The sequence below is a fragment of the Streptomyces sp. NPDC019443 genome (genome assembly GCF_044389785.1).
Classification (GTDB): domain Bacteria; phylum Actinomycetota; class Actinomycetes; order Streptomycetales; family Streptomycetaceae; genus Streptomyces.
Genome location: NZ_JBIRYJ010000019.1, coordinates 90,041 through 111,920, shown reverse-complemented (window position 1 = coordinate 111,920; position 21,880 = coordinate 90,041). Strand labels below are relative to the sequence as shown.

Sequence of the window (21,880 nt, the reverse complement as noted above, 5' to 3'; positions counted from 1 at the left end):
CAGCGGCTCCAACTTCGGGCCCCGACGAGGAACTGACGCACCAGCAGCAGAAGTCACACAACAACTAACGATCAACTACTGACGCAGGACACTAGCGATAGCCCGGGCGAACGGGCGGGAGGGAAGATCGTGATTCTCTCGGCTCGCCTCGGGGCCAAGAACTACTGTCGCGAGCATGGTCGAACACGATGCCCTCACTGCGACCCGCGAGGCTTACGACGCTGCTGCCCCCACCTATGCGCAGCTGTTCCGCGACACGCTGCGTGACCGTCCCCTGGACCGCGCGATCTTGGGTGCCTTCGCCGAGGTCGTAAGTGCGAGTGGGGACGGTCAGGTCGCGGACCTGGGGTGTGGGCCTGGCCATATCACCGCTTATCTGGACGAGCTGGGGCTGGCGGCGTTTGGTGTTGATGTCTCCCCTGCGGTGATCAAGTTGGCCCGACACGCCTATCCGGGCCTGCGGTTCGACGTGGGCTCGATGGCCGCGTTGAACATCGCTGACGGCGTGCTGGGCGGCGCACTCTGGGCTCGTACCGATCGTCGGTCTCCACCAGCCGGCCCCACAGAAGCACCACCAGCGCCGCCAGGTCCCGTCCGGGAACGTTGTTCATCACGACCGGAGACCGTAGCGACCGAAGACCCCATCCACCCCCTGAAGTGCAGAATCTCCGTGCTTCGTTCAGTCAACGGGGCATGTTCGTGCTGGCAGGGGGTGCCGTAGGCGCGTCCGCAGGAGCCGAGTTCGACCTTTCGGCGGTCGAAGTGCTCCTCGAACCCTTCCCATTCCTGGTCCGTCGTGCCGCGGTAGTCGCCCTCGGGCCGAACCTGACGCCGTCGGTGCAGATGCTCCTGGTAGTGGCGGACGACGTCCTCGTCGAAGACCGCTAATGGTGGAGTCGGGTATTGGAACTCTCCGAATGCCTCTGTGATCAGAGCGGGGCGAGGATCATCAGGACCTCGTCGCGGGTGTCGTCTGGCGCGAGGCGGAGGGCTCCGGGCCAGCGACCGATCTCACGTCATCCGAGCCGCCCGTAGAAGTCCTCCAGTCCCTCGCCTCCCCGGGCCGCGAGATGCAGCTGTTCGAGCTCCAGTTCATCGCGGGCGATCCTCTGCAGATCGCGGACGAGTGCGGAGCCGACGCCGCGGCCGCGGAAGGCGGGGTGGGTCTGCAGGTGGTTGACCGTTCCCCAGTGCCCCACGAGCCGGTAGGGATCGCGGCTGAGGATGACCCATCCGGCGAGAACACCGTCGAACCTGGCGGTGATGAGACGGCTCTGTTGCGGGTGGAGACGGCCGACGAGCTGGTCAGCGACGGGCGCGACCTCGTCGTCCCGGACCGGCGGGAACGGGAACCCGGCGGCACCGCCTGAGTTGGTGACCGCGATCCAGCAGTCGATCAGCTGTCGTCGGAGTTCCGGGGTGGCCCGGAGCGGATCGGCTATCTGGGCGAGGTCAAGCGTGCTTCCGTGCGGCATGAGAAGGATCATGTCCGCGAGGTCTGACATCGGTGCATGGGTCAGGCTTTCGAGTTTCGGCGGCTGATCTCGGCCGCGTAGGCGCCCCAGTCTCCGGCAGCGGCCCGCTGCCATTTGACGGCGACGGTGATGTGGATGCCGAGGGTGCGGGCGAGGATCGCGGCGGGCAGCTCGGTGGCCAGTTGAAACAGGGCTGTTGACCGAGTTTCCTGCGAGGCGGATGCCGAGACTTTTGCGGAGACGTTCTTCCATGGCCCAGGCGCTGATTGGGCGGCCTGACTGGCCGCCAGGGAAGAGCCAGGGAGAGGCTGTGCGGGCGAGGACGGCATGGCTGCGGCGAGCCGCGACCTGCGGCTTCTCGCCTGCCTGATGCAATTCCCGAGGGTTGATGTACCGCATCGTCGTGGCGGATCCAGGAGTGTCCGAGGACCTCCTGCATCGAGAGCAGATCAAGACCGCCGAGGTAGAGCTCGGATTCGCAAATGTGCCTTGTCCCCGCAGAGGCCGTGTGCCGGTGGACTGGTGTGGACATTGAGCAGGGCAAAAGTCCGTAACTGCGTTCGCAACCACGGCAGTGGACCGTGTTGCATTGCGGAAGCGCCGACGTGATGGAGACCACACATCTGGGCGGCCTGGACCTGGCCACTTCGACAGCCATCTCGTCATCGAACGTCTGGAGGGCGCCCGCGTGGACATTGCCCCCGGCTGCTCGGTACCCGTCCCTCTCTCCTGATCCCCGCGGGCTTACCCCCGAAGAGTGCGAAACGCCTCTTGGTAAAATACTGCAAGGGGTCCGACATTAGGAGCGATTCCTCGTTCACTGAAAAGCGCGACAGCTCCTGATCCAGTACTGAAATAAGCGGCAACGTCTCGAACCGAAGGCTCACTGATTGCCGCTGCCGCCAGTGCGGCGGCAATCACTCCGAACACTTGCTTAGTGTTGAGGTTTAGCAGACTTGCGAAATGACGCGAGACTAGAGCGCTCTTGATATATCGTGGAAAATCCTTGACGGCCTCGGGGTCCTCTCTGAGAAGCGCTGGCAGCCAGTCACCGTGAAGTTTCGGCCAGAGGTGCCTGCTTGCCACGTCTCGGAGCCGCAGAAGGCTAGGAAGGTTCTGTTCCCAATCCGCGAGAAGCGGGGCATCGATATTTCGGTAAGCAGCTCGCTCCGTCGCAACGTTGAGGATATATGGCTCGTATCCTCTTTCTCCAGCGAAGGCCCCTTCTCCCGCCTGCAAGTCGCGAATGAATGGTGTTTCAACTCTCCCCTTGACCTCATCCTGCCTGAGGAGAGCCGCCGGGTCCCACTCTCGCGGATGTCTCACGAGTTGAATCCCATTGCGAGACTGTGCACTGGAGATTGGATTGCTGATCAATGAGAGAAGTTTCCGCACTTGCTCCTGGCGCCCTGCAACATCTGGGTCAGGGCTGGTCGTTGCTGGTGACAGCCAGTGGCGCAATCCGCTCATGGATCCAGCAACAATGCTCTGCTTCGAGGTTGCTATCGGCTGCAAGATGGCACAGTTAATTCGCTCAAGCTCGGGGTCATTTGCCTCGTCAATCCAATGCCGTATCTGACGGTCCGGGTTGTCCCTGCGAAAGTCTCCATGGATTTGATTGAGGAGATCGCGAGGACCGTTGCCAACGGTCTTCCAGTCCACGGGCTCCAGGATCGGCCCGCCGCCGCTAATGCCTGCTGCAAGTTGCCCAAAAATTCTACTCGTTGCCCAACCGAGCTCCTGTGCGGCAAATCTTTCGTTCTCGAGAGATTCTTTGGTGCAGTAAACCATCTCAAACATCCACAACGGAGCGGCGCCGTTCCAGAAAATGGCACCAGGCAGAGCACTGTTTCGAGGCTCAAACGGATCATTCGCAAGCATGCGATTGTATTCCCAGCCGGGGAGGTAGATGCCGTTAATCGCTGCCATGCAAACTCCAGGTTGCTCAGTCCTCTGGCCTCATGTATGAGCCTACTCGCTCTCATGAGCGCACGCCTTTCTTCCAAGTACTGAACTTGAATGGGTAATGTCGGGGAGTTGGGCTGAGCCGGAAGCCGTGTGCGCTGTACTGCTGTCAGCGTGAGGTACGCGCAGGGCGGTGGGTTGACCGGCGCCGAGAGGGCAGCCCGGGAGCGGGTGCGGCTGGACGCCGGGCTCAGTTCCAGGCCGGGGAGACGAACCGGGAGTCACTTTCGTCACGCTGGACGGCCCATTTCGTCATTCCCCGATCCAGGCGGATCCGCGCTGATCATGCCGAACGCCTGACCCCATGCACTCTACAAATGTAGAGTCCCGGGTATGAGTGGGCTTGCAGGCACCTTCGTTCCCCGCCCGGACTTCGGCTCCCGGCACCAGACGGTCATCCCGGCTCCGGTGGAGGCGGTGTGGGCAGCGTGGCAGGAGATGGAGCAGGCCGGCGGCGAGGGGTGGGGGCCGATTGTCCGGACGCTGTTCACCGTGCGGCGGCAGCTCGGCCGGCTGAAGAGCGGGGGCGGCGAGGTACCGGAGAAGGAACTGAGGAACAGCTTTCTGCTGCTGGCCGAAGACCCACCGCGAGAGATGGTCCGGGGGATCGTGGGGCAGTGGTGGACCATGGGAGCAGCCGACGGACGGCCGGACGTCACAGGCCCGCGTGAGTTCCTGGCATTCGACGAACCGGGCTACGCGAAGGCGACCTTCAGCATGAGATTCACCGCGGACGCCGCCACCGGCGGTACGCGGGTCGTCACCGAGACCCGGGTCCTGTGCCTGGACGAGGCGGCTCGTCGTGCCATGGGGCGGTACTGGCGGCTCATCGAGCCGTTCAGCGGCCTCGTCCGCCGGACGATGCTCAGCAGGCTCAGGAAGCGGGCCGTCGCATGAGCAGTGCCAGAAGCCCCCGCGTACAGGCGCTGCTCACCGCGGCAGTGGCGGTCATCGCCGATGAGGGCCTGCGAGGGCTCACCCACCGGGCGGTCGACGGGCAGGCGAAGGTTCCGGCCGGATCGACCAGCTATTACCTCCGTACCCGGCAGGCACTACTCGCCGGCGTGGTCGCGTTCATCGCCGAACAGGAAGTGGCGGACATCGAAGCGGCGACCGTCTCCGAAGAGCTGGCCGAGGCGCCGCCGGTACGCCAGGTGGCCGACCGCTTCGCGGGCGTACTGGCCCACTGGCTCGGCCCCCAACGCGACCGCACCCGCGCCCGCCTGGAGATCATCCTCCTGACGGCGCGCCACCCAGAAGGGGAGTTGGGCACCGAACTGCTCCGCGCCCGGGAGAGCTTCGTCGGCCAGGCGCAGCTGCTGGCAACGGCGCTCGGCAGCCCGGATCCGAAAGAGGGCGGGCGGATCGTGGTCGCCTTCGCCGAGGGACTCACGTACGACGGGGTGACGCGACCCGGACCGGACACCACGGACCGGGCGGCCCTGCGACAGATGCTGGAGAGGGTCCTGCTCACCCTGGCCCGGTAGCCGGGCGCTGAAGGGGACAGCTGGGCGGCAGTAGTACCGGCAGCCGGTCCACCGACCTATCTGGAAGACGACCCGATGTGTCCTTCGTCGTGCCGGGAAACACCAGCCGAGCACCGATGCTGATCAGTCCCAGGGAGCCGAGAGCCAGACCGCGACGCACCGTCATCCACAGCAGCGACGTTCCGACGTTCCCTCAAACAACCTGAGAGATTTTGTAGGCGATCCCGTCTTCGACCAGGTACCCCGACCCTACGCAGACGATGTCGTTCAGCCACGCGTATTGCTCCGCCCCTGTTTCGAAGAGCGGGGTCGTCCGAAAGTAGTAGTGAGCAGGGTCGACCTGATATCTCTTGACCGGATCGGCCATATCGGATCGCACGTCGGGTGGGGTGATCCAGCGACCGCCATAGGTCATGTGCACCAGGGCCGCGTCGTGCGTGCGCAGTGTCAGTCGGACATCCAGTGCCATCGCTCCGTCGGGACGAAACAGCGCCCAGTCGCCACCGCCCGGCAGCACTTCGCCGCGCAGCTTCGGGCCTTCGAACGATCCGCCGGCAGCGCCGAAAAGAGTCCGCCGACCGAACGGGCCACTGCCGAAGCTCAGCCGCGGATTCAAATCAACGATCATGTCGAAGAGATGCGCCGTCTTGATCTCGCCTACGACCTTCACCCGTGAGTCTGAAGCCATATGTCATCACCTTTGACTGTTGGGGGGAGGGACGTTTGACTGCAGGGGGGAGGGACGTCGGCAGGGCGCCGCATTCCCTGCACGCCTGCCTACTGGTTTCGCAGACCCGCGGCGCCTCCGAACAACTTCCGCCGGACCGCGTCCGTCGAGACGCCCGATTGAGCGCAGAGCGCCGACAGGTCGAAGAAGAACCGCTCGTCGGCGATCAGGTCGCCCCTGAAGGCGAATTGGATGAACACCGGGAGCTCGGCGCGCACGCCGTTCGGGACCACGCCGAACCGATCGCCGGTCATGGTCATCTGCACCGTCCCCCAGCAGATCAAATGGTCGCCGTTGCTGGCGTGACCTTGCAGGACGACGTTGTAGTCCGGAAACGACGTGAAGAACCGCCTCAGCGCCTTCTCGTTCTCGGCCAGGCCTCGAGCCGTCGTCCCGAAGGCCGGGGTCTCAAGGACCATGTCGTGGTGGAAAAGCCTCATGGCCGCAGGCACGTCCTGCCGGCTCTTGGCAACAGCCAGCGCTTGCGCCAGCTCGAACATGCGATGGCCCTTCATGCACGTCCCCTCCAATCGAGCATTCCTCACGCCCTGGAGACCCGAGCTCCCCGGTGGGGAAATCCCCGAGCGTCCGCGCAAACTCAACATACGACCGGTCGTACGTTGAATGCAAGGGTGTGGCAGGATGGAACCAAATGAGCGAGCATGCGGAGCAATCGGGTTCGGATGCGGGTGTCCCCTCGCCCGCACGAGCTGATGCGGCGGTATCCGACCAGCGCCTCGTGCGCGGTGCACGGACCAGGCGGACCATCGCCCGCCATGCCGTCGACGTCGCGTCGCTGGAGGGGCTCAACGGGCTCAGCATCGGTCGGCTGGCCACCGACCTCGGGCTGAGTAAAAGCGGCATCCAGACTCTCTTCCGGACGAAAGAGAACTTGCAGCTCGCCGCCGTCGAGTCGGCGCGTCAGCAGTTCACCGACGCGGTCATCCATCCCGTGCAGACCGTGCCTGAGGGTGCTGCCCGACTGCGCGCGCTGACAGAACGCTGGATCTCGTATGTCGAGACACCGCTGTTCGCCGGCGGCTGCTTCTGGGCGGCGAACCTGCCCGACTTCGACAGCCGACCAGGCAAGGTCCGTGACGCGCTCTTCCACCACCATCAGAACTGGCTCGCCCTCATCGCCGGCGAGCTGCGGCACGCCGTCGAAACCGGGGAGATCGCCGACCTGGATGTCGACCTCGTGGCCTTCCAGATCGACGCGGTGCTCGCCGCCGCGAACACCGCAGTGCGCCTCGGCGACCATGACGCCGTCAACAAGGTCCGCCGCGTGGTCGACGGGTTCCTCACGCCTCGCCGCTGACCCGCAGGCCGCGGCGCCCTGCCCGCGCGGGCGACGCCAAGCTCGACCGCATCGAGCAGGTACAGGAACGATTCCCGGACCGGGACTTCGCCTTCGACGAATTCGGGCCCCTCGGGATCCGGCCCACCGCAGGCTCCTGCTGGGCCGAACAGCGAGGCGCACTTCGGCCCGCGGCGGCAATTGACCCTGGCGAACTCCCACCATCGCAGCCATCCCGCGCAGACCCAGGCCCTGCACCGCTACCTGCGCTGGCGCAACGCCAACGCCCGCCATCCTGACGTGCTCGCCGCCCAGCGCAAGGAACGCGCCCGCATCCAGCGAGAAGGGCATCCGCTGCGGCGGACGCCCCCTCACCACAGCAGCCTGACCGCTCAACCCGGTGACCGGAAACGATCACTGGGCAGCTCAGCCATCGGCCACGCTTGTCGGGCCGGGAAGCGGTGGGACAGGGGTAGCCGATGTCAAGGACGTGGTATGGGTTATGCCTGTCCCCGTGCCCGGTGCCGCGTTGCGTACGACCAGGTCACCGCGGTCATCAGGGCCGGGATGGCGAACAGCGGGGCGAAAGCGAAGCCCCAGAGGGTCTGTGCCGTACCGCTCGACATGTACGTCTGGCTCTCGACGGTGAAAGCGACCACGAGTTGCCACAGTGCCACCAGGACCAGGACGCCCGAGGCGGTCCAGGCCAGCGGGGCGAGGACCCTGGGGTGCAGCGGCTGCCACCGGTCGCTGACGAGCAGCAGCGGAAACAGAGCGGCCAGCTCGGCGCGGACGGAGAGGCCGACGACGTATGCGATCCCCCAGCCTGGGATGTCGAAGACGTCGCGCAGCACCTGGTCGCTGTAGCCCACATAGACACCGGATGCCATGGCGATGCGCCACAGGCCGGACGGGACGGCGCACAGAGCGATGGCGTGGGCGGCGCGGCGAGCCCAGACAGGCGCAGGTGCGGAGGCGGGGAGAGGGGCGGTCGCTCTCTGCTCGCTGAGCCGCCGCCACGGGTCCGGCACTTCTTCGTCCCTCTCTACGCGCAGCCGCGTACTGGCCGGCTGAACCAGGTCCGGCTCGCCCCAGCGTTGTGTGAGCCCCCGCAACAGGCCCTCCTGCTCGGCCAGACGCTGTTCCGCCTCCGCCTCTCCGTCCGCGCCCGGATCCGCGCCGTCGCCGAAGTGCCCGTTCAGCTCCGAAATGTGAAATCCCGGGCCTTGCGAGCCGACGTCCGACGGGCCGCGCTCCGCGGGGAAGGCACGGGTGCTCAGCAGGTCGATGATTTCGAGATGCCGTGCGGTGGTCTTGCACTCAGTAAACCTGCCGGCACTGACATTTGGCTGCCTGTCAGGCGTCCCGCTGCCGCAGGGCCCACCAGCCCGTCGCAAGTGCGCTCCAGACCGCAAGGACCGCCATGCCGCTCCAGGGTCCCAGCGTCCCAGCCGGATCCTGCAGCAGGATCTGCTGCCCCGCCCGGTCCGGGAGGAACTCGGCGGCGCTGCTGTCGCGCGATACGTCCCCGATCACGAAAGGCAGTATCAGGAACAGCGGAACGAGCAGGCTCAGCGCACCGGTCACACTTCGCAGCAGGGCTGCGAGCCCGGCCGACAGCAGGCTGATCAGCGCGAAGTAGAGGGCGCACCCGACGACCGCGCGCAGCGCTCCCGGGTCGCCGATGCCTATGCCGAATCCCTTGTCGATGAGTGCCTGCCCGGACAGGAAGCAGGTCAGACTCGTGACCAGGCCGACGACGAAAGCCAGCCCGCCCACTACTGCCAGCTTGGCCGCGTAGAACAGTCCCCTGTTCGGAACGGCCGAAAGGGAGACCCGGATCCCGGCGTTCTTGTACTCGGCCGCCATGGCTATGGCACCGAAGGTGAGGGCCGCCATCTGGCCGAAGTTCAGGCCGTAGTAGGAGAACAGCACCGGATCGAAGTCGGTAACGCCAGGCTCCGGACGGCCGAGCGCGGCGCAGACGAGGATGGAGAAGCCGGCAGTCGCCAGGAAGACGGACATCAGCGAACCGGCAAGGGAGCGCAGCGAGCGAATCTTGATCCACTCGGCGTGGACAACTGCGGGGAACGACACGGTTCATGCCTCCTGGGTCACGGTCGTAGATACGGACGTGTACTCCGCCTGGTCTGCGGTCAGGTTGAGATAGGCCTGCTCCAGCGTGGCTGCCTCATTGGTCAGTTCGAGGATCGGAATGCCCTCGTGGGCGGCGATCCGCCCGATCTCCTCCACCCGCGCGCCTTCGACCGTCCAGAGCCCGTCCTCGCTGTGGACGGGTGCGAAGCCCTTGCCGAGCAGGACAGTGCGCAACCGGCTCCCTGCCGTGGTCCGCAGCCGGACGCTCGGCTGGATGCGTAAGTCGATGAAGTCCTGCATCGGGGTGTCGGCCAGCAGTCGGCCCCGGCCGAGGACGACGAGGTGGTCGGCGAAGGTCGCGGTCTCTGGAGCGCGTTCTGCTCGTCCTCCGCGAGACCGGACAGCCGGTGAGCCAGCGGCCGTCTCTCGAAGAGTCGGACCGGCTGCTGGAGTCGGCACGGGCCTCAGGGGCGAAGGTCGATGCCGAGATGACGGGCCCGCTGGAGCTGGTGCCCGGGCCCGTCTCCCGGGAGGGGTACCGCATCCTCCAGGAAGCACTCACCAATGTGCTGCGCCACTCCGGTCCCGTCCCGGTGCACGTGCGGATCGCCGTCATCGGGCAGCGCCTGGAGATGGACGTGACCAATCCGCTCACCGGCGGCACGGCACCGAGGGGTCAGGGCGGCAGCGGCCTGCGCGGCATACGGGAGCGGGCGGCGCTGCTCGGGGGAGAGACCCGGACCGGGCCGTACGAGGGAGAATGGAGGGTGCGCGTGAGACTGCCGCTGGACGGCCTACGCTGACCGGATGCCGGTTACCGTTCTGCTCGTTGACGACGAACCCCTGGTCCGTGCGGGTCTGCGCGCCGTGCTGGAGGCGCAGCCCGACATCCAGGTGGTGGGCGAGGCGGCCGACGGCGCGGCCGTGGTCCCCCTCGTCCGGCAACTGCGGCCCGACGTGGTCGCGATGGACGTGCGGATGCCGCTGCTCGACGGCATCGAAGCCACCCGGATCGTGCTCCGCACGATCCCTGAGCCGCCGAAGATCCTGGTCGTGACGACCTTCGAGAACGATGAGTACGTGTACGAGGCGCTGCGCGCAGGGGCGGACGGCTTTCTGCTCAAGCGCGCCCGGCCGGCCGAGATCGTCCACGCGGTGCGGCTGGTCGCCGAGGGTGAGTCGCTGCTGTTCCCGGCGGCGGTCCGCTCCCTGGCCGCCGAGTACGGGAATCGCACCGCCCGCGCTGCGATGGAGCGGGCCGCGCTCACCGAACGCGAGGCGGCGGTGCTGCGGCTGATGGCCCGGGGGTTGTCCAACGCGGAGATCGCCGCCGAGCTGATCGTCGGCGCGGAGACGGTGAAGTCCCATGTCAGCGCGGTTCTGGCCAAGTTGGGCGCCCGCGACCGCACCCAGGCCGTCATCGCCGCGTACGAGTCCGGATTCGTGGCCCCTGCCTGACTCCGGCTCCGTCCCGCAGACGCTCGCCGCCGTCGCGGCCAGCGAGTACGATCCGGCAAACACGCGCTCGAGCTGGGAGGACACACGGTGGGGCGGCTGACCGGCGGAGACCCGTCGCTGCTGCGGCGGATCAACTCCGCGGTGGTACTCCATGCACTGCGGGGCGCTGACTCCCCCACGCTCACAGACCTGACCCGGATCACCGGACTCTCCCGGCCGACCGTCGAGGGCGTGACCGAGGGGCTCATCGAGGCCGGCCTGGTCGTCGAGACCGTGCCCGAGGAGGGCGGTACGCGCCGTCAGGGACGCCCGGCCCGGCGGTTCAGGTTCCGGGCCGAGGCCGGTCATCTGCTGGGTGTCGAGATCGGCGCGCACCGTATCGCGGCGCTGCTGTCGGGCCTGGACGGGCGCATCATCGGCGCGGGGTCCCGGGATGTGTCGGAGACGGCCTGTGCGGACGAACGGCTGGAGCGGGTGCGCGTGCTCGTCGCCGATGTGCTTCGGCGGGCCGGGGTCGCGCGCAGCAGTCTGCGCGCCGTCGGGGTCGGTTCCCCGGGGATCGTGGAGGCCGACGGAACCGTACGGCTCGGGACCGCGCTGCCCGGCTGGACCGGGCTCGCGCTGGGCGAGAGGCTGCGCAGGTCGTTTCGCTGCCCGGTGCTGGTGGAGAACGACGCGAATGCGGCCGCGGTCGCCGAGCACTGGAAGGGCGCCGCGACCGAGTCCGACGACATCGTGTTCGTACTGGCCGGGCTCAGCCCGGGTGCGGGCTCACTGATCGGTGGGCGGCTGCACCGCGGCTACGGCGGAGCGGCGGGCGAGATCGGAGCGCTGCATCTGCTGGGCCGCGAGGTGACCCCGGAGAAGCTGCTGTCGACGACGGACGAGCCGCTGCACCCGCTGGACGAGCAGGCGGTGGCCAATGTCTTCGCCCTCGCCAGGCAGGGCGATCCCCGGGCGCAGGAGGCGGTCGAGCGGTTCATCCAGCGCCTGGTGCACGATGTGGCGGCACTGGTGCTGGCGCTCGACCCCGAGCTGGTGGTGGTCGGCGGCTGGGCCGCGGGGCTCGACGGCGTACTCGATCCGCTGCGCGACGAGCTGTCGCGGTACTGTCTGCGGCCGCCGCGGGTGACCCTGTCGCTGCTCGGCGAGGCAGCCGTGGCGACCGGTGCGCTGCGCCTCGCGCTCGACCATGTCGATGAACAGCTCTTCGCCGTCGAGACAACGGTGACGGCCCGCCGCTGAGCGCGAGCTCGGTGCGACGGGCCGTACTGGACAGAGCCGGATTCAGGAAGCGCGGCGCTCCTCGTCGGGGTGGCTGATCTCCAGGTCACCCGAGTCACCGAAGGTGAGCCTGCAGGTGTCGGCCCGGTAGGTGGCCACCGACACGGCCGCGGTCCCGCCCTTGGAGAAGTACCGAGTGGTGACGACCAGCACGGGCGCGCCCGGCAGCCGGTCGAGCTCCTTGGCGTCGTCCACACGGGCAGAGCCCAGCTCCACCGCCCGGTCCTGGCCCTCGAGGTCGAGGCGCTGGAGCTCACGCAGTACGGCGCGGGCGCGGGCGGGCCCGGACGGCGCGTCGATGGCGGAGAGCTCGGGCACGGACGAGGCCGGGACGTACAGCAGCTCGGCGGCGACCGACTGGCCGTGCGTCACGCGTAGCCTTCGTACGGTGTGGGTCTCTTCGCCCGTGTCGGTGTCGAGCAGCCGGGCCACCGCCAGTGGCGGCACCACCGTTGTGCAGTCGACGGACTGCCAGGCTTCCTCTCCGGCGCCCGGCCAGGTGTGCTCGGTGGTGGAGACGTCCACGCCCATACGCGGCGGGGCGACGGTCGTGCCGACGCCGCGACGCCGCTGCAACCGGCCTTCCAGCTCAAGCTGTTCGAGCGCCTGTCGGAGCGTGGCGCGGGCGACTCCGAAGCGAGCGGCGAGATCTCGCTCGTTGGGCAGGATCTCCCCCACCGCGAAATCCGAGTCGAGCGCTTCGCCGAGCACGGTCTTGAGGTGCCAGTACTTAGGTTCCGGCACCGATTCCAGCTGCGTGGTCCCCACCCTGATCCTCCGCAATCGCCGTGTCAGCGGCGGCTATTCCGCGCCCTTGTTTATTAAAGGTTCCTGCACTAACTCTGCCGACCATAGGACGGCACTCCCCCTTGGTCAAGACCAATCCTCCGCCGGTTACGCCTTGAAACCAACCGGCTTCGCAGAGCGTTCACAGGACGTTCGTGCCCCCGTGAAACGCAGCCGGCACAAGACCCCGCGCCTCTTTGGGACACGGGGTCCGACGTGCGGCGACGGGAGTGGCTAGGCAGCAGCCAGGGAGGCGAGCTTGTCGGGGTTGCGAATGATGTAGACGCATTGGATGCGTCCGTCCAGAACCTCCAACTGCATGACGCTGTCCGGCTTTCCGGCGGAGAGCACGAGAAGCGCGGGCGCGCCATTGAGCTCCACGAAGCGGACGTCCAGCTCCTGGACCGGCTCCTTGGCCACGGCGAACAGGAAGCGGCCGACCTTGTCCGCGCTCTCGATGACCCGCAGCGGAGCCTTGGCCTTGCCGCCGCTGTCGCCGACCAGGCGCACATCGGGCGCCAGCAGGGTCAGCAGCGCATCCAGGTCGCCGCCCGACGCGGCGGCCAGGAAGCGCTCGGTGAGGTCGCGGCATTCGCCCGGGTCGACGTCGTAGCGGGGCTTGCGCTCCTCCACATGACGGCGCGCCCGGCCCGCGAGCTGGCGCACGGCCGCCTCGGACCGGTCGAGCGTGGTGGCGATTTCTCCGTAGGGGAATCCGAAGGCCTCGCGCAGCACGAACACGGCACGCTCCAGGGGCGACAGCGACTCCAGTACCACGAGGACCGCGAGAGAGACGGATTCGGCGAGGACGGCGCGCTCGGCCGTGTCGGGGAGGGTGGGCCCGAAGTCCGTGGCGATCGGCTCGGGCAGCCAGGGGCCGACGTACGCTTCGCGCCGCGACTGGACGTGCCGCAGCCGGTCGATGGCGAGGCGGGTGGTGATCCGCACGAGAAAGCCGCGTGGTTCCCGGACGTCGCTGCGGTCGTCGGCCGACCAGCGCAGCCAGGCGTCCTGCACCACGTCCTCGGCGTCGGCCACCCGGCCGAGCATGCGGTAGGCCACCCCGGTCAGCACGGGCCGGTGCTCTTCGAAGACGTCAGTCACGGTGTCTGTTGCCACGCATTCATCCCAACCGACCGCGCACCGTATGTCCAGGCAGCCTCAACCCGCATGCCCCCTTGAACTGGAAGCTACTGAGCGGTAATTGTTACTGACGAGCCGTCTAAAACGCCTTCACGTGGGCGCCGATGCGCGCACCACCGTGGGCGACACCAGGGAGCAGCAAGCATGGCCGCGAAGATCTCGTTCTCCGTCGAGTCCCCCATGGGCAGCCACACGCTGTCCGTCACCTACGAGCGCGCCGGCGAGGGTGAGCCGCTGCTGCTGCTCCACGGCATCGGGCACCACTGGCAGGCCTGGGAGCCGGTCCTGGGGATCCTGGCCGCCGAGCGTGATGTCATCGCCGTCGACCTGCCCGGCTTCGGCACCTCTCCGGCGCTGCCCGACGGCGTGTCGTACGACCTCACCACCGTGGGTTCACTCCTCGGCTCGCTCTGCGAGGCGCTGGAGATCGAGCGCCCCCATGTGGCGGGGAACTCCCTCGGCGGGCTGCTCGCCCTGGAGCTGGGCCGGGAGAAGCTCGTACGGTCGGTGACGGCGCTCTCGCCCGCCGGTTTCTGGACGGAGCGCGAGCGGCTCTACGCCTTCGGGACACTGCGCGCGATGCGGTTCGGGGCGCAGTCGATGCCGCTGCCACTGATCGAGAGCCTGTCCCGCACGGCGGCCGGCCGGGCGGCGCTGACCAGCAGTATCTACGCCCGGCCCGGACGACGTTCACCCGAGGCGGCTGTCGCCGAGACCCTCGCGCTGCGCCGGGCCACCGGTTTCCACGAGACCCTTGCCGCCGGGCGATCCGTCCTGTTCCGCAACGACGTCCCCGATGTGCCGGTCACCATCGGCTGGGGGACGCGGGACCGGCTGCTGCTGCGCCGCCAGGGCATCAGGGCCAAGCACGTCATCCCCGGGGCCCGGCTGGTGCGGCTGCCCGGCTGCGGTCATGTGCCCATGAACGACGACCCCGCGCTTGTCTCTCGCGTCATCCTGGACGGCAGCCGCTGACCGCCTTTCGAACACCCCCGAGCCGAGGACCGCGCCCGCTCCGACCAGCACACCGCCCGCCGCCTGGGCCGGACCGAACGTCCCTGTGCCAACCAGGGGCGCGGTGAGGGCGGCGGCGACGGGGATAAGCCCGGTGAAGAGCGTTGCGCGCTCGGCCCCGATGCGCTGCACGCCCATGTACCAGGTGACGAAGCCGACGACGGTGACGACAGCCGCCTGCCACAGCAGCGCCAGGGTCTCGCCCTGGTCGGGCGTCCGCACGAAGCCCGCGCCGTCGAGGACCAGGCCGGCGGCGGTGGACTCGACGGCCGCGATGCCGCAGACGGTGGCGGTCAGCAGCTTGGGTCCGAGCGGTCGCAGCACCGGGGTGGCCAGTACGGCGAAGCCCACCTCGCCGACCAGTGCGCCCACCGACCAGAGGATGCCCGCCGGGTCGGTACGGCCCCAGCCCTGCACGGTGAAGGCTCCGGCGGCGACGAGCAGGGCCCCGTACAGTACGGGCCGGGCGGGCCGACGGCCGTCCAGGAGCGGTACGAGCACGGCGACGATGACGGGCGCGCAGCCGACGAACACGCCCGGAACGGCGGGCTCCGAGGTACGTTCAGCGGCCAGGATCGCCAGATTGAAGCCGACCATGCCGACGGCGGCGAGCAGGGCGAGGCGCCCCCACTGCCGCCGGCTGAGGGCACGCAGCGGAGCCAGCGCCGCCCGGCCGCCGAGCAGGGGCAGGAGGAGCAGACAGGCGAAGGCGTAACGCAGCGCCTGGCCACCCGCGTACGGATAGTCGCCCAGGACACTGTTGGCGGTGAAGGAGGCGCCGACGAGGGTGTAGGCGAAGGTGACGAGGAGCGCGCCACGCAGGGAGTTCAGGTGCATCTGCTTCCGTCTCACGCTTGTGCGGCCATGAGCCCATCGGCCCTTTTGCCGGCCGGGGGTCCGAGGGCTGTCCCCCGGAATGCGGCATGATGCCGACGCTATGGATCGGGGCGGTCCGGTTTAAGGTCCACTTCCATGACGTCATCGGGGACCACTTCCGCGACCGGCGAGCCCAGCGAGCCCGGGCCGCCCGGCGGGCCTTCCCGGGGTGACTCCTGGAACGCCGCCTGGGAACTGCTGCTGCCCGCGGCGACCGCTCCCGCCCGGCAGCGCGGGCATGCGTTGCAGTCGGCGCTGCGCGAGGCGGTCAGATCGGGACGGCTGGCTGCGGGAACGCGGCTGCCTTCGAGCCGCGAACTCGCCGCCGACCTGCGCGTTTCACGCGGACTCGTCACTGAGGCCTACGAGCAGTTGACGGCGGAGGGCTATCTGCGCAGCGACAGGGGCGCGGGCACCTGGGTCGGGGACGCGGCGCGCGCGGCCGTGCCCGGGGCGCGCGACCTCGCGCCGCGCGCTCCCGGCGCGCTGGTGGACTTCCGCCCAGGGACGCCCGATCTCTCGCTCTTCCCGCGCACCGCCTGGGCAGCGGCGCAGAAGTCCGTCCTCGCGCGGCTGCCGCACCGGGCGCTCGGCTATCCCGATCCGCGCGGTCTCCCGGAGCTGCGCACAGCGGTGGCCTCGCTGCTGACCCGGCGGCGGGGTGTGGTGGCCGATCCGGAATGCGTCGTGGTGTGTTCGGGCGTCGCCCAGGCGATGACGGTGCTCGGGTTCGTACTGCACGAACACGGCCTGCGGACCTTGGGCGTCGAGGACCCGGGGAGCCCCGGGCACGGGCCGCTGTTCGCGGCGGCCGGGCTGGAAATGACGCAGCTGCCGCTGGACGACGAAGGGCTCGCGACCGGGCCGCTGGAACGGTCCGGCGTACGTGCCGTGGTGACCACCCCGGCCCACCAGTTCCCGACCGGAATCGCCTACTCGGCGCGGCGGCGCGTCGAACTCCTCGACTGGGCGCGGGCCGTGGACGGCCTGATCCTCGAGGACGACTACGACGGCGACTTCCGCTACGACCGGGCGCCCGTCGGCGCTCTCCAGGGACTCGACCCCGAGCGCGTCGCGTACACCGGCTCGGTCAGCAAGTCCCTCGCACCAGGGCTGCGGCTCGGCTGGCTGCTCGTACCGGCACACCTCATGGACGAGGTCGTGGAGCGCAAACGCACCCTCGATCTCGACAATCCCACCCTCGACCAGGCGCTCCTTGCCGACTTCATCGACCGCGGCGGTTACGACCGGCAGCTGCGCCGCTGCCAGCGCGCCTACCGGGAACGGCGCGACGCCCTCGTCGGCGCGTTGACGGAGCACTTCCCGGGCGCCGAGGTCAGCGGCATCGCGGCCGGTCTGCACATCATCGCCCGGCTGCCCGAGCGGTACGGTCCAGAGCCGCGGTTCCTTCAGAGCGCGGCCGGCGCCGCTGTGGCTGTACACCCGCTGGCCCACTACGCGGCGGCGCTCATCCAGGACGCCGGGGTGCGGCTGGTCCTCGGATACGCGCATCTGACGCCGTCCGAGATCGCGCGCGGGGTACGGCTGATGGCGCAGGCGGCCGGAACGGCACGCTGACGGGGTCGACGGGCGCCGGTCGTCGGTCGAACGCCACGGGAGAAGTTATTCACTTGGGGTTCGTGTGACGGCCGCGGCCGGGCGCTAGGCATGGCACGGCACACCCGCCCGACCTGCCCTGGAGGCGCAGCGATGTCGCACAACCCGCGGATTTCGTCCCCCGACCGCCGTTCCCTGCTGCGCGGCACAGTCGCCGCATCGGCGGCGCTGGCACTGCCCGCACTCGGCGCGGCGCCCGCGCTTGCGCTGTCCGGCCGCCCGCGCGCCGCGTGGGGTGTGCAGACCGGCGATGTAACGGCCTCGTCCGGCTTGGTGTGGGTACGCTCGGACCGGCCCGCCCGGATGATCGTGGAGACGTCCGCGACGGACTCCTTCCGGCGCGCGCACCGCCACCACGGCCCGCTCATAGGGTCCGGCACGGACTTCACCGGGACGACGTCCCTGCGCGGTCTGCCCGCGGGCGAGCAGGTGCACTACCGGGTCACGCTGGCGGACCCCTACGACCCGCGGCGCACCGGTGAGCCGGTGTACGGGACGTTCCGCACGGCTCCCGCGAAGCGCCGCGAGGGCGTGCGTTTCCTGTGGTCGGGCGATATCGCGGGCCAGGGGTGGGGGATCAACCCGGACATCGGCGGCTACCGGGCGTACGAGGAAATGCGCCGTCTCGACCCGGACTTCTTCCTGTGCAGCGGCGACACGGTCTACGCGGACGGTGTGATCCAGCCGACCGTGACGCTGCCGGACGGCCGTATCTGGCGCAACATCACCACCGAGGAGAAGTCCAGGGTGGCGCAGACGCTGGCCGACTTCCGCGGGAACTTCCGCTACAACCTGCTCGACGAGAACGTCAGGCGCTTCAACGCCCAGGTACCGACGGTCGTGCAGTGGGACGACCACGAGGTGCGCAACAACTGGTATCCCGGCCAGATCCTGGACGACCCGCGCTACACCGAGAAGAACGTGGATCTGCTGGCGGAGCGCTCGATGCGCGCCTTCAGTGAGTACTTCCCGATCTCGACGCTCCCCGCGGGCGGGCGCGAGGGCCGCGTCCACCGGGTGGTGCGCTACGGTCCGCTGCTCGACGTCTTCGTCCTCGACATGCGCTCGTACCGCAACGCCAACTCCCCCGGCCGGCAGGCCGACGACACGCAGGGCATCCTCGGCGCGGAGCAGCTCGCCTGGCTGAAGCGTGAGCTGTCGCGCTCGCGCGCGGTGTGGAAGGTGATCGCCTCCGACATGCCGCTCGGCCTTGTCGTGCCGGACGGCGCGGCGAACTTCGAGGCCGTGGCGCAGGGCGATCCGGGTGCGCCGCTGGGTCGTGAACTGCAGATCGCCGAGCTACTGCGGTTCATCAAGCACCGGCGGATCACGGGAACGCTCTGGCTCACCGCGGATGTGCACTACACCTCGGCGCAGCACTACGCACCGGAGCGTGCGGCCTTCAAGGACTTCGCGCCGTTCTGGGAGTTCGTCTCGGGCCCGCTGGCCGCCGGCGGCTTCCCGGCCAACGCGCTGGACGCCACCTTCGGTCCGGACCGCGTCTTCGTCCGGGCGCCGCAGCGGGCGAATGTCTCGCCGATGGAGTCCCCGCAGTATTTCGGGGAAGTCGACATCGACGGCGGAAGCGGTGAGTTGACGGTGCGGCTGCGGGCGGAGGGCGGAACTGTCCTGTTCAGCAAGGTGCTTCAGCCCGGGCGAGTGGGCCAGTAGCTGATCCGCCGCCGGATCCCGCCCGCCCCAACCGGCTGGCCGAGTCTGCCCGTACGGCCGCCTCGGCCGGTGCGTATGAGACAACGTGGTCCGTGCTCGCGGGGGCGCTGCCCGGACTGCCGGCCTCTCAGGCTCCCGTCCGCGGACTCGGGGAGATACTGGCCGTGGCCGCCGACTGCGTCGAGCGCTGTGGGCCGGCCGCTGCGGGATCATGGGTGCGGAAGGGACAGCCGGACTGACGGAGGTCGCCAGACGGCGGGGCTCTTCCCAGCCGTTCGGCAAGGCGTCCCGGCTGGTGACCGCCTTGAATCGTGGAACCGAACACTCCGCGCCAGGAACGGCGAAAAACAGCCGATAGTGGTCTAGATCCATGCTTAACCCATCAGTCACAAAGCGTTCGTGATCACGCAACACCGTTCGGTCACAGTGGGGTCATGACTGATGTGACTTCTGCGAAGACAGCCCGCCGCCCGCACCACTGGCGGCGGGATCTCATCGAGCTGGCGGCCTTGTTCACGGCGGTGGCGGTCGCCGACGCCGTGGCGAACATGATCGGGCACGGGCCGGACGGGCCGTTCCTGCTCATCACCTCGGCCGTGATCCTCGTTGCCACAGCCACCTTCCACACATGGTGGGCACGACACCACAGCCATGCGCCTCCGGCCGTCATCACCCACACCGCCCGCGGCGCGGAACCGGCCGCCGCGGCGTACACGCAGGCCGCGACCGGGCCCGCCGGACAGGACGACGTGCACGAGACCGTGCTGTGGCGGATGCGGACCACCGTGAAGGACACGCCCGGGAGCCTGGCCGCGCTGTGCATCGCCCTCGCCCGGTACGGCGTCGACATCCTCACCCTCCAGACGCACCCGCTCGCCGACGGCACCGTGGACGAGTTCCTGCTGCGCGCCCCCGCGTCCCTCCAGGCCCAGCACCTCACCCGGGAGATCTCGACGGCGGGCGGCAGCAGCACCTGGATCGAGCGCGCCGACGCCCACGATCTCGTCGACACCCCGACCCGGGTGCTCGGCCTCGCCACCCGTACGGCGCTCGACGCGGCCGAACTGCCACTCGCACTACGGCAGTTGCTCGGCCGCTGCACCATCCACTCGCTGCCCGCCGTCACGCTCACCGGCCGCCCCTTGGGCGACACCCCACCGGTGGAGGGCGTACTGGAGGACACGGTGATGCGGCTGCGCGACCCGAACGGCGGCGCGATCACCATCGAGCGGCCCTATCTCCCCTTCACACCCACGGAGTTCGCCCGGGCCCGCGCCCTGGTCGAGCTGGATGCCCGCCTCGGCCCGCGCATCCCGCGCAGCGAGGACGTCCTCACCCTCCCCGAGGGCAACGAGATCACCGTGCGACGTGCCGACCAGAGCGACGTCGAGGCGGCCACGGCCATGCACGAGCGCTGCTCCGACCGCACCCTGAGCATGCGGTACCACGGCCCGGTCGGCGACGCCGGCCGCTACCTCAACCACCTGCTCAGCCCGCGCTTCGGCCGCACCCTCACCGTGCAGACGGCCTCCGGCCGCATCGTCGCCCTGGGTCATCTCCTCTGGGACGGCGACGAGACCGAGGTCGCCCTGCTCGTCGAGGACGCCTGGCAGCGCCGCGGCATCGGCTCGGAGCTGCTCGGCCGACTGGTCGCGCTCGCCGTCGAGGCGGGCTGCGAGAGCGTGTACGCGGTGACCCAGTCCTCGAACACCGCCATGGTCGCTGCCATGCGCGGCCTCGGCCTGCCGCTCGACTACCAGATCGAGGAGGGCACGCTGGTGATCACCGCCCGACTGGACTCGACCGCCGTGCGCCCCCGTTCCTGGTTCGAGCAGGCTGAGCGCTGAGCGCCTCGGCGAGATCGCGCCAAAGATCCTCGACGTCCTCGAGCCCGACCGACAGCCGCAGCAGCCGGTCGCTGACGCCCGCCGAGCGCCGGTCTCCCTCAGCCACGATGCGGTGGCTGATGGAGGCCGGGTGCTGGATCAGTGTGTCGACGCTGCCGAGGCTGACCGCCGGCGTGATCAGCCGTACGCCCGCGATCACTTGGTGCGGGTCGCCGTACACCTCGAAAGAGACCATCGCCCCACCCACCTGCGGATAGTGGACGCGGGCGACGCGCGGGTCGGCGGACAGCCGGCGGGCCAGGTCGGCGGCAGTGGTGGACGCGGCCCGGACCCGCACCGGCAGCGTGGACAGCCCGCGCAGCAGCAGATATCCGGCCATCGGGTGCAAAATGCCGCCGGTGGCGAAGCGCACCTGGCGCAGCACGCGCGCGAACTCCTCGTCGCAGGCCACCACGCCGCCCATCACATCGCCGTGCCCGCCCAGATACTTGGTGGCGCTGTGCAGCACGATCCGCGCACCGTGCTCCACCGGCCGCTGAAGCACCGGGGTGGCGAAGGTGTTGTCCACGAGCAGCGGCACGGAGCCGCAGGCGTGCCGCACCGCACGCAGATCAACCTCCGCGAGCGTCGGATTGGCGGGCGTCTCCACCATCACCAGACCGGTGTCGGGACGGATCGCCGCCGCGATGCCGGCCGGGTCCGTCCAGGTCACCTCGGTCCCCAGCAGCCCGGCGCTGAGGAGATGGTCGCTGCATCCGTACAGCGGCCGCACGGCGACCACATGGCGCAGGCCCAGGCTCGCCCGTGCCAGCAGTACGGCGGTGAGCGCCGCCATCCCGCTGGCGAAGGCCACCGCGCTCTCCGTCCCCTCGAGCCTGGCCAGCGCCGCCTCGAAGCGGGCCGTCGTCGGGTTGTCCAGCCGCGCGTAGACGGGCGGCCCTTCCAGGCGCGCGCCGGTGCGGGCGAACTCGTCGATCCGCTTGGCCTCCCCGGCGGCGTCGTGCGACGGGTAGGTGGTGGACATGTCCAGCGGCGGGGCGTGCAGACCGAGCTGCGCGAGGTCCTCGCGTCCGGCGTGGACTGCTTCGGTGGCCAGCGCCCGGGGTGCGGGTGCGGGGAAGGCTTCGTTCTCCATG

At 69.2% G+C, this 21,880-nt stretch carries 20 protein-coding genes and 4 pseudogenes; 13 read left to right on the top strand and 11 right to left on the bottom strand.

The window, feature by feature from the left end; genetic code table 11:
* Positions 1-175: 175 nt before the first annotated feature.
* Positions 176-553 (top strand): annotated as a pseudogene (locus ACH492_RS35415) (class I SAM-dependent methyltransferase); the annotation flags it as partial.
* A gap of 140 nt (positions 554-693) precedes the next feature.
* On the top strand, positions 694-888 hold the full coding sequence (locus ACH492_RS35410; protein WP_398992820.1) for a hypothetical protein: 195 nt from the start codon (positions 694-696) through the stop codon (positions 886-888).
* A gap of 128 nt (positions 889-1,016) precedes the next feature.
* Here the strand turns inward: ACH492_RS35410 and ACH492_RS35405 are convergent, their stop codons facing one another.
* The gene (locus ACH492_RS35405; protein WP_398992804.1) at positions 1,017-1,475 is read right to left on the bottom strand and encodes a GNAT family N-acetyltransferase; all 459 of its coding nucleotides are present in this window, start codon (positions 1,473-1,475) and stop codon (positions 1,017-1,019) included.
* A gap of 744 nt (positions 1,476-2,219) precedes the next feature.
* Entirely contained in the window at positions 2,220-3,404 is a 1,185-nt protein-coding gene (locus tag ACH492_RS35400; protein ID WP_398992802.1) for a hypothetical protein, read from the bottom strand.
* Positions 3,405-3,773: 369 nt separating this feature from the next.
* Here ACH492_RS35400 and ACH492_RS35395 point away from each other — a divergent pair, with 369 nt between their 5' ends.
* Together ACH492_RS35395 and ACH492_RS35390 are read left to right on the top strand one after the other, a co-directional pair.
* On the top strand, positions 3,774-4,337 hold the full coding sequence (locus ACH492_RS35395; RefSeq protein WP_398992801.1) for a hypothetical protein: 564 nt from the start codon (positions 3,774-3,776) through the stop codon (positions 4,335-4,337).
* Entirely contained in the window at positions 4,334-4,927 is a 594-nt protein-coding gene (locus tag ACH492_RS35390; RefSeq protein WP_398992800.1) for a TetR/AcrR family transcriptional regulator, read from the top strand. The genes ACH492_RS35395 and ACH492_RS35390 overlap by 4 nt, the downstream gene beginning before the upstream one ends.
* A 193-nt stretch (positions 4,928-5,120) precedes the next feature.
* Here the strand turns inward: ACH492_RS35390 and ACH492_RS35385 are convergent, their stop codons facing one another.
* On the bottom strand, positions 5,121-5,615 hold the full coding sequence (locus ACH492_RS35385) for a DUF3237 domain-containing protein (protein ID WP_398992798.1): 495 nt from the start codon (positions 5,613-5,615) through the stop codon (positions 5,121-5,123).
* An 89-nt stretch (positions 5,616-5,704) separates the two neighbouring features.
* The gene (locus tag ACH492_RS35380; RefSeq protein ID WP_398992797.1) at positions 5,705-6,154 is read right to left on the bottom strand and encodes an ester cyclase; all 450 of its coding nucleotides are present in this window, start codon (positions 6,152-6,154) and stop codon (positions 5,705-5,707) included.
* Positions 6,155-6,306: 152 nt separating this feature from the next.
* Between ACH492_RS35380 and ACH492_RS35375 the strand changes: the two genes are divergently transcribed.
* Both ACH492_RS35375 and ACH492_RS35370 read left to right on the top strand, forming a co-directional pair.
* Entirely contained in the window at positions 6,307-6,972 is a 666-nt protein-coding gene (locus ACH492_RS35375) for a TetR/AcrR family transcriptional regulator (protein ID WP_398992796.1), read from the top strand.
* Between the two features lie 32 nt (positions 6,973-7,004).
* A pseudogene (locus ACH492_RS35370) lies at positions 7,005-7,339 on the top strand (hypothetical protein); the annotation flags it as partial.
* A 112-nt stretch (positions 7,340-7,451) separates the two neighbouring features.
* On the opposite strand, the gene ACH492_RS35365 reads toward ACH492_RS35370, so the two are convergent.
* From ACH492_RS35365 to ACH492_RS35355, 3 genes are read right to left on the bottom strand one after another with little or no spacing between them, the layout of a single operon-like run.
* The gene (locus ACH492_RS35365) at positions 7,452-8,348 is read right to left on the bottom strand and encodes a hypothetical protein (RefSeq protein WP_398992794.1); all 897 of its coding nucleotides are present in this window, start codon (positions 8,346-8,348) and stop codon (positions 7,452-7,454) included.
* Positions 8,308-9,048: an ABC transporter permease gene (locus ACH492_RS35360; protein WP_398992792.1), complete on the bottom strand. Its 741-nt coding sequence runs from the start codon at positions 9,046-9,048 to the stop codon at positions 8,308-8,310. Before ACH492_RS35360 ends, ACH492_RS35365 begins: the two co-directional genes overlap by 41 nt.
* A gap of 3 nt (positions 9,049-9,051) precedes the next feature.
* Complete coding sequence (locus ACH492_RS35355) at positions 9,052-9,348, bottom strand: hypothetical protein (RefSeq protein WP_398992790.1); 297 nt, start codon at positions 9,346-9,348, stop codon at positions 9,052-9,054.
* 62 nt (positions 9,349-9,410) lie between these two features.
* Between ACH492_RS35355 and ACH492_RS35350 the strand changes: the two are divergent.
* The 3 genes and pseudogenes from ACH492_RS35350 to ACH492_RS35340 form a co-directional block, all read left to right on the top strand.
* Positions 9,411-9,851, top strand: a pseudogene (locus ACH492_RS35350) (sensor histidine kinase); the annotation flags it as partial.
* 4 nt (positions 9,852-9,855) lie between these two features.
* Positions 9,856-10,506 carry a response regulator gene (locus ACH492_RS35345; protein ID WP_398992788.1) on the top strand — a complete coding sequence of 217 codons (651 nt, stop codon included), beginning with the start codon at positions 9,856-9,858 and terminating at the stop codon, positions 10,504-10,506.
* Between the two features lie 87 nt (positions 10,507-10,593).
* Positions 10,594-11,751, top strand: a complete 1,158-nt coding sequence (locus tag ACH492_RS35340; protein ID WP_398992786.1) for an ROK family transcriptional regulator — start codon at positions 10,594-10,596, stop codon at positions 11,749-11,751.
* A 42-nt stretch (positions 11,752-11,793) separates the two neighbouring features.
* Here the strand turns inward: ACH492_RS35340 and ACH492_RS35335 are convergent, their stop codons facing one another.
* Entirely contained in the window at positions 11,794-12,558 is a 765-nt protein-coding gene (locus ACH492_RS35335) for a GntR family transcriptional regulator (RefSeq protein WP_398992784.1), read from the bottom strand.
* A 252-nt stretch (positions 12,559-12,810) separates the two neighbouring features.
* A complete protein-coding gene (locus ACH492_RS35330) occupies positions 12,811-13,695 on the bottom strand; it encodes an RNA polymerase sigma-70 factor (RefSeq protein ID WP_398992782.1) in 885 nt (294 codons plus the stop codon).
* A gap of 168 nt (positions 13,696-13,863) precedes the next feature.
* On the opposite strand from ACH492_RS35330, the gene ACH492_RS35325 reads away from it, so the two are divergent.
* Positions 13,864-14,694, top strand: a complete 831-nt coding sequence (locus ACH492_RS35325) for an alpha/beta fold hydrolase (RefSeq protein WP_398992780.1) — start codon at positions 13,864-13,866, stop codon at positions 14,692-14,694.
* A gap of 36 nt (positions 14,695-14,730) precedes the next feature.
* Here the strand turns inward: ACH492_RS35325 and ACH492_RS35320 are convergent.
* Positions 14,731-15,570, bottom strand: a pseudogene (locus tag ACH492_RS35320) (DMT family transporter); the annotation flags it as partial.
* A gap of 135 nt (positions 15,571-15,705) precedes the next feature.
* Here ACH492_RS35320 and ACH492_RS35315 point away from each other — a divergent pair.
* The 3 genes from ACH492_RS35315 (at position 15,706) to ACH492_RS35305 (ending at position 20,744) form a co-directional block, all read left to right on the top strand.
* Complete coding sequence (locus tag ACH492_RS35315; RefSeq protein WP_398992778.1) at positions 15,706-17,187, top strand: PLP-dependent aminotransferase family protein; 1,482 nt, start codon at positions 15,706-15,708, stop codon at positions 17,185-17,187.
* 132 nt (positions 17,188-17,319) lie between these two features.
* Positions 17,320-18,897, top strand: a complete 1,578-nt coding sequence (locus ACH492_RS35310) for an alkaline phosphatase D family protein (protein WP_398992776.1) — start codon at positions 17,320-17,322, stop codon at positions 18,895-18,897.
* A 434-nt stretch (positions 18,898-19,331) separates the two neighbouring features.
* Entirely contained in the window at positions 19,332-20,744 is a 1,413-nt protein-coding gene (locus ACH492_RS35305) for a GNAT family N-acetyltransferase (protein WP_398992774.1), read from the top strand.
* On the opposite strand, the gene ACH492_RS35300 is transcribed toward ACH492_RS35305, so the two are convergent.
* Positions 20,680-21,879, bottom strand: a complete 1,200-nt coding sequence (locus ACH492_RS35300; RefSeq protein WP_398992772.1) for a trans-sulfuration enzyme family protein — start codon at positions 21,877-21,879, stop codon at positions 20,680-20,682. The two genes, ACH492_RS35305 and ACH492_RS35300, sit on opposite strands and share 65 nt — an antisense overlap.
* Between the last annotated feature and the right edge of the window lies 1 nt (position 21,880).

Bases quoted from the DNA above. Each gene is read 5' to 3' on its own strand.
- ACH492_RS35355 (WP_398992790.1), bottom strand. From the start codon at position 9,348: ATGCAGGACTTCATCGACTTACGCATCCAGCCGAGCGTCCGGCTGCGG.
- ACH492_RS35345 (WP_398992788.1), top strand. From the start codon at position 9,856: ATGCCGGTTACCGTTCTGCTCGTTGACGACGAACCCCTGGTCCGTGCG.
- ACH492_RS35315 (WP_398992778.1), top strand. From the start codon at position 15,706: ATGACGTCATCGGGGACCACTTCCGCGACCGGCGAGCCCAGCGAGCCC.
- ACH492_RS35300 (WP_398992772.1), bottom strand. From the start codon at position 21,879: ATGGAGAACGAAGCCTTCCCCGCACCCGCACCCCGGGCGCTGGCCACC.
- ACH492_RS35405 (WP_398992804.1), bottom strand. From the start codon at position 1,475: ATGCCGCACGGAAGCACGCTTGACCTCGCCCAGATAGCCGATCCGCTC.
- ACH492_RS35305 (WP_398992774.1), top strand. From the start codon at position 19,332: ATGACTGATGTGACTTCTGCGAAGACAGCCCGCCGCCCGCACCACTGG.
- ACH492_RS35390 (WP_398992800.1), top strand. From the start codon at position 4,334: ATGAGCAGTGCCAGAAGCCCCCGCGTACAGGCGCTGCTCACCGCGGCA.
- ACH492_RS35385 (WP_398992798.1), bottom strand. From the start codon at position 5,615: ATGGCTTCAGACTCACGGGTGAAGGTCGTAGGCGAGATCAAGACGGCG.
- ACH492_RS35400 (WP_398992802.1), bottom strand. From the start codon at position 3,404: ATGGCAGCGATTAACGGCATCTACCTCCCCGGCTGGGAATACAATCGC.
- ACH492_RS35395 (WP_398992801.1), top strand. From the start codon at position 3,774: ATGAGTGGGCTTGCAGGCACCTTCGTTCCCCGCCCGGACTTCGGCTCC.
- ACH492_RS35325 (WP_398992780.1), top strand. From the start codon at position 13,864: ATGGCCGCGAAGATCTCGTTCTCCGTCGAGTCCCCCATGGGCAGCCAC.
- ACH492_RS35310 (WP_398992776.1), top strand. From the start codon at position 17,320: ATGTCGCACAACCCGCGGATTTCGTCCCCCGACCGCCGTTCCCTGCTG.
- ACH492_RS35380 (WP_398992797.1), bottom strand. From the start codon at position 6,154: ATGTTCGAGCTGGCGCAAGCGCTGGCTGTTGCCAAGAGCCGGCAGGAC.
- ACH492_RS35375 (WP_398992796.1), top strand. From the start codon at position 6,307: ATGAGCGAGCATGCGGAGCAATCGGGTTCGGATGCGGGTGTCCCCTCG.
- ACH492_RS35410 (WP_398992820.1), top strand. From the start codon at position 694: ATGTTCGTGCTGGCAGGGGGTGCCGTAGGCGCGTCCGCAGGAGCCGAG.